Below are 12,375 nucleotides of genomic sequence, written 5' to 3'. Positions count from 1 at the left end.
AAATGTTGACTGCTCAAGATACTCAATATAGACGTTACGATATTTGGTTCGCAGAATTGAGTAATTCTAGCAACGGAAGTGTCCAGAAAGGACGGCGCCCGGTATTGATAATCCAGAACGACATTGGAAATCGATATAGTCCCACAGTTCAAGTCGCTTCAGTGACAACCGCTAAGAAAAAGGGAATGCCTACGCATGTGAATTTAGATGCTACAGAATGCGGCCTAAGAACAGATAGCATAGCTATGATGGAACAGGTTTCAACGATATCGAAGGATCAGCTCATGTGGCGGATAGGTTCAGTTCCTGAGGAATACGTGCCCATGTTGGATAGGGCTGGAATGATCCAGTTCGGATATGTAAATGCATGGTAACACCCTACATACGATTTAAGCAGTGTTTTATATAGATAGACACCATTGACGCTTATTAAAGGTGGTGATGCGAATTGATTTGATTTGGCGGTACTGTCAATTGGTGTCTATCAAAATATAAAACGGAGGAAGATATATGCAACCTGAAATAACGCAAATTACAGACATTAACGAAGCAGATTTTATTGAACTGGTAAGTGGGGAAAAGAAGGATTATACAGTTGGAAAGCAGTATAAAGTTTTGGTCGATGACGGTTCAATTTTCACAGAGGGTGAACGCTACGTGATCGATGATACATATACAGCCAACACGGAATTCTTCTATAATCCCAAACTACAACTGAAATATTTCAAGAAAGTTAGCGAGTAGCAATTATACAGATACGGGGGTCGGGAGTAGTTGTCCGACTTCTGAATTCTTAATAACACTAAAATAACATTATAATATAGAAAGGTTGGGTTGTCGTTGTCAGATAAAAAGAAGGGTAGACCATATATGGTGCTCCCATCGGAAATTAACAATTGGAATGAAAAGTATGGAGACAATACATATTTACCAAGGGCGATTTTATGCACACAGACTTTAATTGAGAACGAGATAATTGATGAAGAGCACGAATTTGCCTGTTATCTACTATTCAAATCAATAGAATCGCGTATCCATAGTTGTCGCTATGAACAAGGTGTCTATAAGGGAGTTCATTGTGCTTGGAGTGATTCAATTAGTGGAGTAACGGACATTATCAAATACAAAACAGATATGTGGTTACAGTGGATTGAGCAGACAAAAATCTTTCTAGAGAAAGATCAACAGCAATCTTACCGTCCCACAGTTGACCGTACTGAGACTAATCCAGATGTAGGATACAGGTTGTCTAATATTGCCATGCTACCGTTCGGCAAAAATTCTTATAAGGCACAGGCCAAACCAGTTTATGCATTTGAGATGGGGAAAAATCAATCCAAAAGCTTAGCTACATTTAAAAGGTATGAAACAATTACAGATGCAAAAAAAGATATGGGCTTACCTAATTTAGAAAGCGACACTGGAGTTTTTACAAATACACCTGATGGAAAAACGTTTATTTTGCAGTCAAGCGCCACAACGGTAGGAGAGCAATCAGTTGAATTAGATAGCAATGAGAGTGAACAGAAAGTATATATGGGTTACATTCCAATAGGCCAGATTATGATTGATGGTAAAGTGTTCAACGTTCATCAACCGTTTACCTTTGAGCAAGTGCAAATAAAACTGAAAAATCAATCCTAAATACATAACAGAAGACCAAACAAACTGTCTAGAATACAATTTTGAGTCTACTAGCCGTTACACCCTTGTTTGTTGAATGAACACATATGGAATGATGCTTAGAATTGATTCTGAACAGCCTAGTGGGGTGTCATGGGGTGACACCTACTGTCACCTCGTATTTACAGGTAGGGAGGTGAGTAAATATTCAAAGTACAGCGAAGACATTGTCTGTCATTCGTCCAAGCAGTATCCGCATAAAGTATCCGTATGACACTAATACGGGTGGTGTGCAACGAATGAAGGAGACAAGTAAAAAGAAACAATCATTCAACTTTATTTTTATAGATGACAACCGTAGCGTAGAAGAAGAAAGAGAAGCAATTCAATTTGTAGTTGATACGATAGTACATAAAGCAATCAAAAATTTCCCTGCTTCAGAATATGACATCCATATTAAAACGGCAGAATAAAGGGGAAAGTTACATGAGATATGATGATGCAGCGATATACGTTAGGGTATCCACGACAAAGGAGTCCCAAAAATTTAGTCCAGAACATCAAAGGATGGATTGTGAAGAGAAAGCAAGGCAGTTAAGTTTAAAGGTTCGTGAAGAGTACATATATGTGGACAGGGATAGCGGAACTTCTATTGTTGGAAGACCATCCATCCAGACGTTGATTGAGGATGCGACTAAGGGTTGCTTTAAGACCATCCTCTTTTCTTCTTTATCCAGATTTTCTCGTGATACTTACGATTCGTTAGGTTTGAAGAGAATTCTTGTTGATAAGCTAGGATTGAGAGTTGTCTCGTTAGACGAGAACTATGATTCAGAAGTTGATAAAGAAGAGTTTAAATTTCAAATATTCTCAGCAGTGAACCAAAAGTTGAGTGAGCAAATTAGCATCTCATCACGAAGAGGAATTAGACAATCTGGAATGAAGGGCAATTTTTTGGGCACAATTGCTCCATTAGGGTACGACAAAGTCAAAGTTGATGATAGGAAAACAATCGTACCTAATGAACGTGCTATCCTTGTACAACTCATATTTGATATGTATGTCAATCAGAAGATGGGTGAAAAGGAAATAGTAAAATACTTGAATAAGGAAGAAATACCTTCTTACAAGGGTGGCAAATGGGGTATTACCTCAGTTGAAAGAATATTAACTAATGAGATATATACAGGTAAAAACATATTTAACAAGTTTACAGTAGTGAAGGTTTATAACGATATCAACAATATGTCTGATCGATCCAAAAAATTAGTTAAACGTGATAAGGAGTTATGGGAAGAGAGTGGCAAGCAGACTCATGAGGCAATTATCAGTGAGGAGCTATTTAGAAAAGCACAGGAGGTTCGCTTAAAGCGTGGAGGTGGAAAGCGTGGAGGGGTAAGAAATAAGGTTAATGTATTCGCTGGAATAATCAAATGTAAGCATTGCGAATCATCATTGAACATTGTGACCTCTAATGGCAAGAAGAACACCTATCGTTACTTAGTGTGCAGTAAGAGGAGAAGGCAGGGTGAAACTGGATGTGGAAATCACAACAGGATTCCGTATGATGATTTCAAAGATGCTCTTATTCAGAGTCTAAGTGAGAAACTGAGAGCCAAGATTAAATCAGGTAAAGCGATAACCATCACGAAAAAAGCAAGGGAAGACACCGGGAAATTAATTATAAAATTAGAAAAGCAGATACAAAATGCACGTAAATTGCTTTTTGAAATTCGTAAGCAAAAGTTAAACGATGAGATTGATGATGAGCAATATGAGTTTGAGAAGGAACAGTATGAGCAAGAGATCAAACAAAAACAGGCACAGCTATCCAAAATGAAAGATGATTTAGAAAGAGATTTGAATGACAATGAACAATTTAATGAAATAATCATTTCACTTGATGAATTGTCGAATCTGAGTCAATTTACTGAAGTAGACCAAGTAAACCTGATCCTAAAAAAATTGGTTTCAAATATCACTGTTGATAATGCAAACAATGTTGAGATCCATTCCGTACTGGGTAGGCTATAGTTTTTTTGTGTGTTTCAAACCATATTTCGAATGTGATGCAGAAACTCAATGTTAAGGGTCGTTCGCAGGCAGTTGTCGAGCTGATTAAGCTTGGAGAACTGAAGATTTAGTTGCGAATTACAGTTAGGATTAAGTAGCAGCATGAAAGCCTTTCTCTATTCTTTATCATGAAGAATGGGGCAAGGCTTTTTTGCTGTTATTGAGGGAAGATCCGAAACGTAGCATCGCTTGTTTTCATTATTTTAGTAGACCATAATGATGATTACATATATGAAGCGGATAAGGCATTAGGTAAGGCTTGAAAGTGAAACGTTGGTTTGAGCGATAACAGTGATCGGAAGGTTATTCTGTCAGCGAAGTGGCAAGTGTAACTATTCGGTATTTCAACTTATAATAAAAATGAAAGGATGAGCTGAGTGGAACGCTTTTTAAGTGAATTTGAAATTCAATTTCGAGCGGGGTTTCTATCCGATCTGGAACAAACGCTGGCTAAGGTGCAGCATGAAAAAGTATATGCTTGTGCATTTGGAACGGACAGTGATTGGGTTACCCTGTTTTTGGCGGTGAATACAGAGGAATCCCTGGCTGAGCATGTTTCGAGTATGAAAGAGCAAGGGCTGTGTGATAGTGAGGAGGACGAGATCTATTACAGATGGGCCTGCTCCGAATATCAATATGGCGAGGATACGCACTTTAACCATATTAGCCGATTGTTGTATGCAACAGAGGATGTCCAGAAGTATAAAGATGAGATCATTCGAATCATCGTCAAAGTTGTAAATGAGACAGCAGATGACGTTTTCGCCCGATATGGACAAACCAAAGTAGACATTACGTTCTTCGTTACTCTCACAGATGATGATTTGGCGGAGGAGATTGAGAATCAATCGGTTCATCAAATGACAATACCCAGCTTAGCCAGCAAGTTTTTAAAACGATATGATGGCATCAGTTAGAACGAGTTAACTTAGTTAAATTGAATCAAAATGAATTGAATCGTTGTACCGCGAAAGTCTTTCCTATTCTTTATCCAAAGAAGGGAAGAGGCTTTTTTTTGTTTTAGCGTGAAAAAATGAAACAACCGAATACATATCACTTATAGATTCCTATTCGTTTGAATGAACACCCTCCATCTTTTCTTCGAAAATGGCTGATAAAAGAGTTGCTCCAATTTCTCGAACTGTGCATCATTCAGAGAAAGATGGAGCGCTCTTTTCGCAATTTTGGCGGCAGGTTGGGAAGTGGATTTCTGCCCTCCAGCTTTTCGTTTGATCGGAATATGAAATTGCAGTAGGTCTTCGAGCTGATTCCAGCCTTCCCAACTCAATCGACCTCCGCGTTTCCAGTCGATAGCATAGAGGGCATAATAGGCGCGTCCTTCTGTTTGTTTGGTAGCAATAATCCAGGTGGAAGGAATGAGCTTTTCCCGTTGTCTTCGATTCATTAGAATTGCTCCTTCTTTTAATACGATCATATCTCGATTCTCAATATAAAGGATATCCACTATTTGGAGCAAGGAGATGAGGGTCTACCCACACGTTCAGTATGAATGCGAAAGTCGTGTGAAATTCCTCTTGATTTGCAGGATCGTCTTGATTAAAATGAAGTTATAAAAATGATTTTCTTAATTTATTAAAAATAAATAAAAATAATTTTCATGAAGTGAGGTCCTCATGGCAGCCATATTACGTGCGTTGCAGCAAGAACTGAATAACCTTCCGTCTCAGGAGCGACGTATTGCCGAAGTCATTATGCAATCTCCATCGGACATTCCCGGCTGGACGATTAGTCATCTGGCAGAGCGGAGTGGAACGAGTGCGGCGACGGTGACCCGCTTTTGCAAGTCGTTTCATTTCAAAGGATTTCCCGATTTCAAAATGAAACTCGCCGCAGAATTGTCCCACACATCTGATGAAACGGCGTATCAGGATATTGTAGCGGGCAATTCACTATCCAAAATTGTTGAAGCTATCGAAGCTAACCACCTCGCGTCTATTGCAGATACCACTCGTTTGCTGGATTTGGGCAGATTGGAGCAAGCCGTTCAATTATTGTGCCAGGCTCGCCGCATCGATCTGTACGGTGTGGCAACCTCGTCGATTGTTACACAGGATTTCTATCAGAAACTGGTGCGGATCGGCAAAAGCTGTACGGCTTTCTCCGACTCACACATGCAGATTACATCCGCATCTTCGCTCGTAGAGGGAGATGTGGCGATGGCCGTATCCTATTCAGGCGAAACACCAGAGACCATCGATGCCCTGCATTGTGCCAAACAGGCCGGAGCTTCTACGATTTCACTGACTTCCTATGGTAGTAACAAGCTTGCAACTGTATCCGATATCCCACTATTTACGTCCTCTCTGGAAGAAGGCATGAGGCGTGGAGATATGGCTTCACGTATTGCGCTGCTGCATGTGATCGATATTTTGTTCACAGGCATGGTAAGTGCCGACTTTGACCGTTTTATCCCCAGACTGGAACAATCCTATCATAATGTGCAATCTTATCGAGTCCAACACAACGGAGGTGCCTGACAGATGAAGATGAATATACGCATTTTTGAAAATGAAGAAGACTTGAACGCCACGGGTGCTGGTCTCATTGCCAGCTTGTTGCAAACCAAACCACGGGCTGTATTGGGGCTCGCGACAGGAAGTTCTCCTGTGGGCATATACAAACAGCTTATCACGTTGTACCAGAAGGGGCTTGTCAGCTTCTCACAGGCTTCTTCTTTTAATCTCGATGAGTATGTCGGACTTCCAACAGAACATCGTGAAAGTTACCGCAGTTTTATGAATGAACAATTATTCAATCATATTGATATGGATCTTGCCAGAACGCATGTGCCTGATGGTCAGGCTACCGATCTGGAACAGGAATGTAATTCCTATGAACAACGGCTGGACGATCGTGGACCGGTAGACCTTCAACTGCTGGGCATCGGACATAATGGTCATATTGGCTTCAATGAACCGGGAACTGAACTTACAGGACGAACACATGTCGTGGATCTGAAAGACGAGACGCGAAAGGCAAACGCACGTTTCTTCGACAGCATTGATGAAGTTCCGGCTCAGGCGATTACGATGGGTGTCGGTACCATTTTGAAAGCCAAACAGATTCTGCTCATTGCCCGTGGAGAGGAAAAAGCCGAGATTATCCGCGAAGCTTTCATGGGTCCAATCACAACGGCCTGTCCTGCATCGCTTTTGCAATGTCATCCGAATGTGGTGGTATTGCTGGACCGTGCGGCTGGGAGGCTGGTGAGATGACGGAGGAGAATAGCCGTGTTAGCGGGAGCCAGCACGATGAAAATATTTCTCTTCTTCGGGGCAAGCTGCTCCTTGCAGATGAAATATTGGAAGACGGTGTAATAACCTGGAGGGATGGGGAAATCCTCTATGCTGGGATACCGGAAGGTCTTCCTGAACGGATTCGGAGCGAGGCTTTGCCGCTGCCAGTACCGGAATGTGGTCTCATTGTGCCTGGATTCATTGATATCCATGTGCATGGTGGGAACGGAGAAGACTTTATGGACGCAAGCCCAGAGGTGTTGGACAAGATCACTTCTTTCCATAGCACGCAGGGCACAACAGCGATGCTTGCGACTTCCATGACCGCTCCAAAAGAGCGCCTGGACAGCGTACTTGCTGAAGTCGACCGCTATCGTTCGAGTGAAATGCCATATGCACAGCTTGAGGGTGTGCACCTGGAAGGTCCGTTTTTTAGTCCGAAATGGCCTGGCGCGCAAAATCCGGAACACATCATTCTGCCTGATGTATCTTGGCTTGAAGCGTGGGAGAAGCAATATCCTAGCCTAATCCGTCAAGTTACATTGGCACCGGAACGTGAAGGCGCGCTGGAAGTCATCTCGTGGTTACGTGAACAGCGGATTACAGCGGCACTCGGTCACACCGATGCGACCTATGAAGAGGTGGAGCGGGCAGTCGAGGCAGGACTGCATCATGCGGTACATACATTCAATGCCATGACACCGTTGCATCACCGGCTACCCGGAGCTGCCGGAGCTGTACTGAGTGATCCACGCATCAGTGCTGAGGTAATTGCTGACGGCATTCACGTGCACCCTGCGGCGATATCGATCCTCGCTCAACTGAAGCAACATAACGATCAACTCGTGTTGATCACAGATGCCATGTCTGCAGCGGGACTGGATGACGGAGAGTATAAAATCGGCGACCTGCCCGTAATCGTGAAGCATGGCGAGGCCAGACTGAAGGACGGCGGCGCACTGGCGGGAAGCACACTGACGATGATTCGCGGTTTCCGTTATCTGGTGCAGGAAGTGGGCTTGAGCCTGAATGCTGCATCACGTGCAGCAAGTCTGACCCCGGCACGCCTGCTGGGCATTGATCATCGGACAGGTTCCCTGGCTCAAGGAAAACAGGCAGATATCGTTTTGCTGAATGCGAAGCTGGATATTGAGGGTGTGTGGGTGAAGGGCAGACGGATCGGTGAGTCATATTAGATTTAGAAAATTAGTATCGTGCTAATAACTCTCATTTGTGATGCATCGGTCTTCGGAGTTAAATCTTGGCTTTTATCTGTGTAGAGGCAACACCTTGCACAATATGTTAAAATAGATCTCAAAAAGACGGGATCTGCGGATCACGCATAACGGAGGCGTGAAACATGGAACGTGACGCTATGCTCGAACATGATCCGTTCATCACAGTGTTGGCGGAGAAGTTGCACATACACGGATATTATGCCTTTTATGGCGAGCATTACAATGAGACCGATATGGAGCAGTACCGCAAGCATCTGTTCACATCATTCAGCAACATCGTATGGGTAGAGCTGGATGCACGCAAAAAGTATATGATTGTCGATCATCGTGGACGTAACACGGTCATGAAACTGATCGAAGGTATGCTGAACACACGCAGAACGCTGCGGGCGAATCAGGCAATGGCAGGTACGGACACCGCTGGAGTCCAGCAGGAGATCGCACATTTATCCAAGCTTGTGCACATGTTGAAATTCACGACTTTCCGCACATAAGCAAGTGAGTAGGAAGAGTTATAAGTTAAGTTTCAAGAAAGAATGGACTAGGATATCGACAATAACATATCACTGCGATTCCATTTTCATAAGTAGTCTTCTCCGTAGGCCGCGTAGCGCTAACGAACCTGTGAAGCCTTATTCCAATGATTTTGCTGTCAAACAAAATGTAACGAATCTCAGACACGCTATTCAATGCAATTTAGCGATATTCTGCTACCCAAACATGCTTTAAGCACAAATAAGGTGTCTACGATTCGTTAGATTTTCAAACCTGCGAAATTTCAAGTAATAAGGCTTGTGAGGTTCTTTAGACGACTGTTGGCAATCGCGATGAAAGCTATGTGTTGGGCTTAGATAGTAAACGAGTAAACGAAAGAGAGAGTCCTGTCATAGCTGACGGAACTCTCTCTATTTTCTTTATACAACGACTCTTCAGTTCAGCAACAACCATATTCACTCATTGACTCGTTCAACGGGGATGCAAGCTTCTGAAGCTAACTCATGTAGTAACTCATATCTTACTAACTTGGCACAATCAATAGAATTAAGATAACAAAGCTTCTAAAGATCACAAAGTTACTTACCGAATCCTACAGATATCTCCAAAGATCTATCCCCATCCACCGATCCATCCAACGATTCTTTCATCCTATATCTGAATCCTCTTTATAACTAGTCATCTAAACGAAGTCACAAAACTACTGAACAACGTCCGGACATCATACTGATACTTATTGATCGGCTCAATCGGCCGGTTCTCTCCGAGAAGAGTGTAGACGGCGATCCGTGCTGCCCGGACCGAATATTCTTCGGTGAATACCACGTCATCGGCAATTTCGCAGAATTGGCTGATAAAAGCCAGGTTGGTGGAGCCGTCAGGCACAACTTTTGGTCTGTCACTATTCAGTCTAGGCATGAATTGGGCTGTAATGTAAGGCATCATGCATGGAATACAGTTGGCGGTAGCCATGATGGCCTCTTGATGTTCCTGGAAATGAAGATGGCCGATCAACTCCTGCATAATTTCTTCCCCAGTACAATCGCACATTCTTTTCTTCACGTAGTCGCCCACGTTATCCGGGTATAATCCGTATCCCCAGAATACGTTGACATGCTCCGGTTGGCCGCGGAAGTGCGGTTGAAAGGCCAGAACGACAGACATGAACCAGCTGGAATCCTTGAAAGTAACCAGAGCCCCGGTGCCTGCCCGATTGCGCGTAAATTTCTCCATCAGATCAAAGAAGACCGAATCCTGGAAGGTGACCGTAAACGATTCCCATTTGGACTCATCCACATGATCATTAAAAGAAGAAGGGTTGCCCAGCAACGGTTTCTTGGCGGCAATGTTCTCCCATAGCTTCCATGAGCTGCCCTTGCCGTTCAGTTTCGGTGCGGAAGTCATGGAGCCGATATCGGCCCCTTCGGTCATCGAACCATTTGTGACAATGACCAGATCGCCTTCATGAATGTCGATGATCTCCTCGGTACCTTCGCGTCGTACATGCATCCGACTTACCGTAATGCCGTCGCCGTCTTTGAAATCCAGATCGGTAACCGTACATTTCAGCGTGAAATCAACGCCAAACGGTTCCAGGTAGTTATGCAATGGCAGGATAATCGAGTCATATTGGTTGAACGGTGTGCGGGTGACACCTTCCAGCGTCTGAATTCTTGGGAATTCGTGAAAAAAGCGAAGCATGTATCTTTTGAATTCCACGGCGCTATGCCAAGGTTGGAAGGCGAAGGTCGTCGCCCACATATACCAGAAGTTCGTTTTGAAAAAGTGAGGGCCAAACCAGTCGTTGATTCGCAATTTACCCAGCGTGTCTTCAGGAGTAATAATCAGTTTGCCCATCGCCAACCGGTCCGCCATATCAAAACCCATGGAGAGCACATCTTCGACCTTGCCATCACGGTTGATGAGCCGCGCATTGGAATGTGTGGGATTGGCATCGTCAAATTCGGTAATTTCCTGTCGGACAGATATGCCCGGACGGTCGATGGAAGGGATGGAAGCCAGCAACTCCCACAGATTCTCATAGGCCTCGTCATTGAGCATCCGTCCGCCGCGGATGATATATCCTTGATCGGTATTACCAGCTCCGTCATTGCTGCCGCCAAGAATCGGCATTTCTTCGATAATGTGAATGTGTTCACCGGGAAAGCCACAATCTCTGACCAGATAAGCTGCACCCGCCAAAGATGCAATGCCGCCGCCTACAAAATAGACCTGTTTATTACCATGTTCTTTCTTCACGATCATTCGCCTCCAAAAGTTGCTGTAATCACATCCCTAATGTAAACCTTGCAGGTTCCGTAAGGTATGATCAAAAGAACGGGAGCGTCCAATTTTTGGTCACTTTTGGAAAAGTGTCTAAAACCTAGGCTTAGATCACGTATGAAAAAGCCGCGCATCCTTAAGTGGATGGCAGCTTATTCTCATACCTGTGCAGTGCCCTCAGGACATTGCCTTCGATTAGCTCACTGAGCTTCTCAATTATCTGTTTTGGCGGTTCTTGCATATCGCCTCTCATCCATTGAATGATCAGCCCAGTGAAGGCCAGGGTATAGAAGTTGGCGACGAACTCTTTGTCTTCACCGCGGACCTTAATCCCACAGGCGAGTTCATCAATAACACCCATGATCAGATCATGGGTTACTTCATAGAGGTATACATCCAGGTGGGTACGCCCGAGCGAGTCGAGCGTGTTGCAGCAAAACGTTTTGTTGTTCTCGATGTAGCAAAATATTTTATAGAAACCGTCCGTCCATGTGCTGTAGCTTCGGTACTCCGTAAGACTTTCCACTGCTTCAGTCTGATAGATCCATCCAAGCAGCGCGTAAATATCCTGAAAATGATAATAAAAGGTTTGCCGGTTTACGCCGCAATGATCAACCAGATGTTTGACCGTAATTTTGTTCAGTGGAGTATGCTCCATCAGTAATTTAAGCGAGTGAGCCAGCGCATTTTTGGTCAGGTGAGAAGCAGACACAACATTCACCTCATCATTTTGGATTAGCTTGCCGGGGCGCAACAGCACGTAAACACTCATGGAAAAGCCCCGCGCTGAAGTCGCTAAGCACAAACAAGTCAAAACGCAGGAATCCCGCAAGATTCTCCATCCACAAAACCCCTTGTAGCTATCAACATCTCTATTACCCGTTCCACATCATACGCCATAAGAGTGCATTCTAAATATTGAATATCAATCGATTCAACCAAACAGCCGAATACCACCGCTTGAGTTATCTCTATCACAACTCCTTAAAAGTTAGCCGTTGTCTAAAACCAGTCACAATAAAGCAACCACTGTAAAAGCTGAAACCTAGTGAAGGAGACCGAATCAAAAAAGACTATAAGGTCGCGTATGTTATCTCTATAACACTAAACCATTAAAACCGAGACCCCGTCTATAAAATCAGTCATAGGAACAACGATAACGAAGTTATCTAGAAAAAAATCGAAAAAGTGTTCAGCAGCCCATCGTTAAGGTAATCTATCACACTAACCCATCAAAGTCAGACCCAATCCTTCGAAGCAGTCGGGATAAAGCTACAACGTAACGATAGCGACAAAATCCAAAGAAACGGCCTAATAAGGTCACCATGTTGTTATCTCTAATACACTAACCCATTTAAAAGTAAGCCTCCATCGTCTCCATCATAAGAAGCACCATGAAAAAAATA

The 12,375-nt window shown here is 43.5% G+C and carries 13 protein-coding genes and 1 pseudogene; 11 read left to right on the top strand and 3 right to left on the bottom strand.

The window, feature by feature from the left end; translation table 11 throughout:
- Window positions 1-2 precede the first annotated feature (2 nt).
- The 7 genes and pseudogenes from HF638_RS12500 to HF638_RS12470 all read left to right on the top strand — a co-directional run bounded on the left by HF638_RS12500 (window position 3) and on the right by HF638_RS12470 (window position 4,613).
- Window positions 3-374: a type II toxin-antitoxin system PemK/MazF family toxin gene (locus HF638_RS12500; RefSeq protein WP_169480502.1), complete on the top strand. Its 372-nt coding sequence runs from the start codon at window positions 3-5 to the stop codon at window positions 372-374.
- 136 nt (window positions 375-510) lie between these two features.
- Window positions 511-744 carry a hypothetical protein gene (locus tag HF638_RS12495; protein ID WP_169480501.1) on the top strand — a complete coding sequence of 78 codons (234 nt, stop codon included), beginning with the start codon at window positions 511-513 and terminating at the stop codon, window positions 742-744.
- A 96-nt stretch (window positions 745-840) separates the two neighbouring features.
- The gene (locus HF638_RS12490; protein ID WP_169480500.1) at window positions 841-1,644 is read left to right on the top strand and encodes a hypothetical protein; all 804 of its coding nucleotides are present in this window, start codon (window positions 841-843) and stop codon (window positions 1,642-1,644) included.
- 278 nt (window positions 1,645-1,922) lie between these two features.
- The gene (locus tag HF638_RS12485) at window positions 1,923-2,096 is read left to right on the top strand and encodes a hypothetical protein (RefSeq protein ID WP_169480499.1); all 174 of its coding nucleotides are present in this window, start codon (window positions 1,923-1,925) and stop codon (window positions 2,094-2,096) included.
- Window positions 2,097-2,109: 13 nt separating this feature from the next.
- Entirely contained in the window at window positions 2,110-3,657 is a 1,548-nt protein-coding gene (locus HF638_RS12480) for a recombinase family protein (protein ID WP_169480498.1), read from the top strand.
- Window positions 3,658-3,668: 11 nt separating this feature from the next.
- Window positions 3,669-3,767 (top strand): annotated as a pseudogene (locus tag HF638_RS12475) (LuxR C-terminal-related transcriptional regulator); the annotation flags it as partial.
- 306 nt (window positions 3,768-4,073) lie between these two features.
- A complete protein-coding gene (locus tag HF638_RS12470) occupies window positions 4,074-4,613 on the top strand; it encodes a DUF4303 domain-containing protein (protein ID WP_169480497.1) in 540 nt (179 codons plus the stop codon).
- Between the two features lie 140 nt (window positions 4,614-4,753).
- On the opposite strand, the gene HF638_RS12465 is transcribed toward HF638_RS12470, so the two are convergent.
- Complete coding sequence (locus HF638_RS12465; RefSeq protein WP_169480496.1) at window positions 4,754-5,101, bottom strand: hypothetical protein; 348 nt, start codon at window positions 5,099-5,101, stop codon at window positions 4,754-4,756.
- Between the two features lie 229 nt (window positions 5,102-5,330).
- On the opposite strand from HF638_RS12465, the gene HF638_RS12460 reads away from it, so the two are divergent.
- The 4 genes from HF638_RS12460 to HF638_RS12445 all read left to right on the top strand — a co-directional run bounded on the left by HF638_RS12460 (window position 5,331) and on the right by HF638_RS12445 (window position 8,685).
- Window positions 5,331-6,194 carry a MurR/RpiR family transcriptional regulator gene (locus HF638_RS12460; protein ID WP_169480495.1) on the top strand — a complete coding sequence of 288 codons (864 nt, stop codon included), beginning with the start codon at window positions 5,331-5,333 and terminating at the stop codon, window positions 6,192-6,194.
- 9 nt (window positions 6,195-6,203) lie between these two features.
- Window positions 6,204-6,932: a glucosamine-6-phosphate deaminase gene (nagB, locus tag HF638_RS12455; protein ID WP_169480695.1), complete on the top strand. Its 729-nt coding sequence runs from the start codon at window positions 6,204-6,206 to the stop codon at window positions 6,930-6,932.
- Window positions 6,929-8,149 (top strand): N-acetylglucosamine-6-phosphate deacetylase, encoded by a 1,221-nt coding sequence (gene nagA, locus HF638_RS12450; protein WP_169480494.1) that lies wholly within the window; start codon window positions 6,929-6,931, stop codon window positions 8,147-8,149. The genes nagB and nagA overlap by 4 nt, the downstream gene beginning before the upstream one ends.
- A gap of 164 nt (window positions 8,150-8,313) precedes the next feature.
- Window positions 8,314-8,685, top strand: coding sequence for a hypothetical protein (locus HF638_RS12445; protein WP_169480493.1), 372 nt, complete (start codon window positions 8,314-8,316; stop codon window positions 8,683-8,685).
- A 679-nt stretch (window positions 8,686-9,364) separates the two neighbouring features.
- On the opposite strand, the gene HF638_RS12440 is transcribed toward HF638_RS12445, so the two are convergent.
- Both HF638_RS12440 and HF638_RS12435 read right to left on the bottom strand, forming a co-directional pair.
- Window positions 9,365-10,951, bottom strand: a complete 1,587-nt coding sequence (locus tag HF638_RS12440; protein ID WP_169480492.1) for an oleate hydratase — start codon at window positions 10,949-10,951, stop codon at window positions 9,365-9,367.
- Window positions 10,952-11,105: 154 nt separating this feature from the next.
- On the bottom strand, window positions 11,106-11,741 hold the full coding sequence (locus HF638_RS12435; protein ID WP_211175622.1) for a TetR/AcrR family transcriptional regulator: 636 nt from the start codon (window positions 11,739-11,741) through the stop codon (window positions 11,106-11,108).
- Window positions 11,742-12,375: the final 634 nt, after the last annotated feature.

The organism is Paenibacillus sp. SZ31 (assembly GCF_012912005.1).
Lineage (GTDB): Bacteria > Bacillota > Bacilli > Paenibacillales > Paenibacillaceae > Paenibacillus.
This window is presented reverse-complemented; position numbering and strand designations above follow the sequence as displayed.

Excerpts from the sequence above, each read along its gene's own strand:
- HF638_RS12500 (WP_169480502.1), top strand. The coding sequence starts at position 3 with ATGTTGACTGCTCAAGATACTCAATATAGACGTTACGATATTTGGTTC.
- HF638_RS12495 (WP_169480501.1), top strand. The coding sequence starts at position 511 with ATGCAACCTGAAATAACGCAAATTACAGACATTAACGAAGCAGATTTT.
- HF638_RS12485 (WP_169480499.1), top strand. The coding sequence starts at position 1,923 with ATGAAGGAGACAAGTAAAAAGAAACAATCATTCAACTTTATTTTTATA.
- HF638_RS12480 (WP_169480498.1), top strand. The coding sequence starts at position 2,110 with ATGAGATATGATGATGCAGCGATATACGTTAGGGTATCCACGACAAAG.
- HF638_RS12465 (WP_169480496.1), bottom strand. The coding sequence starts at position 5,101 with ATGAATCGAAGACAACGGGAAAAGCTCATTCCTTCCACCTGGATTATT.
- HF638_RS12460 (WP_169480495.1), top strand. The coding sequence starts at position 5,331 with ATGGCAGCCATATTACGTGCGTTGCAGCAAGAACTGAATAACCTTCCG.
- nagB (WP_169480695.1), top strand. The coding sequence starts at position 6,204 with ATGAATATACGCATTTTTGAAAATGAAGAAGACTTGAACGCCACGGGT.
- nagA (WP_169480494.1), top strand. The coding sequence starts at position 6,929 with ATGACGGAGGAGAATAGCCGTGTTAGCGGGAGCCAGCACGATGAAAAT.
- HF638_RS12445 (WP_169480493.1), top strand. The coding sequence starts at position 8,314 with ATGGAACGTGACGCTATGCTCGAACATGATCCGTTCATCACAGTGTTG.
- HF638_RS12440 (WP_169480492.1), bottom strand. The coding sequence starts at position 10,951 with ATGATCGTGAAGAAAGAACATGGTAATAAACAGGTCTATTTTGTAGGC.
- HF638_RS12435 (WP_211175622.1), bottom strand. The coding sequence starts at position 11,741 with ATGAGTGTTTACGTGCTGTTGCGCCCCGGCAAGCTAATCCAAAATGAT.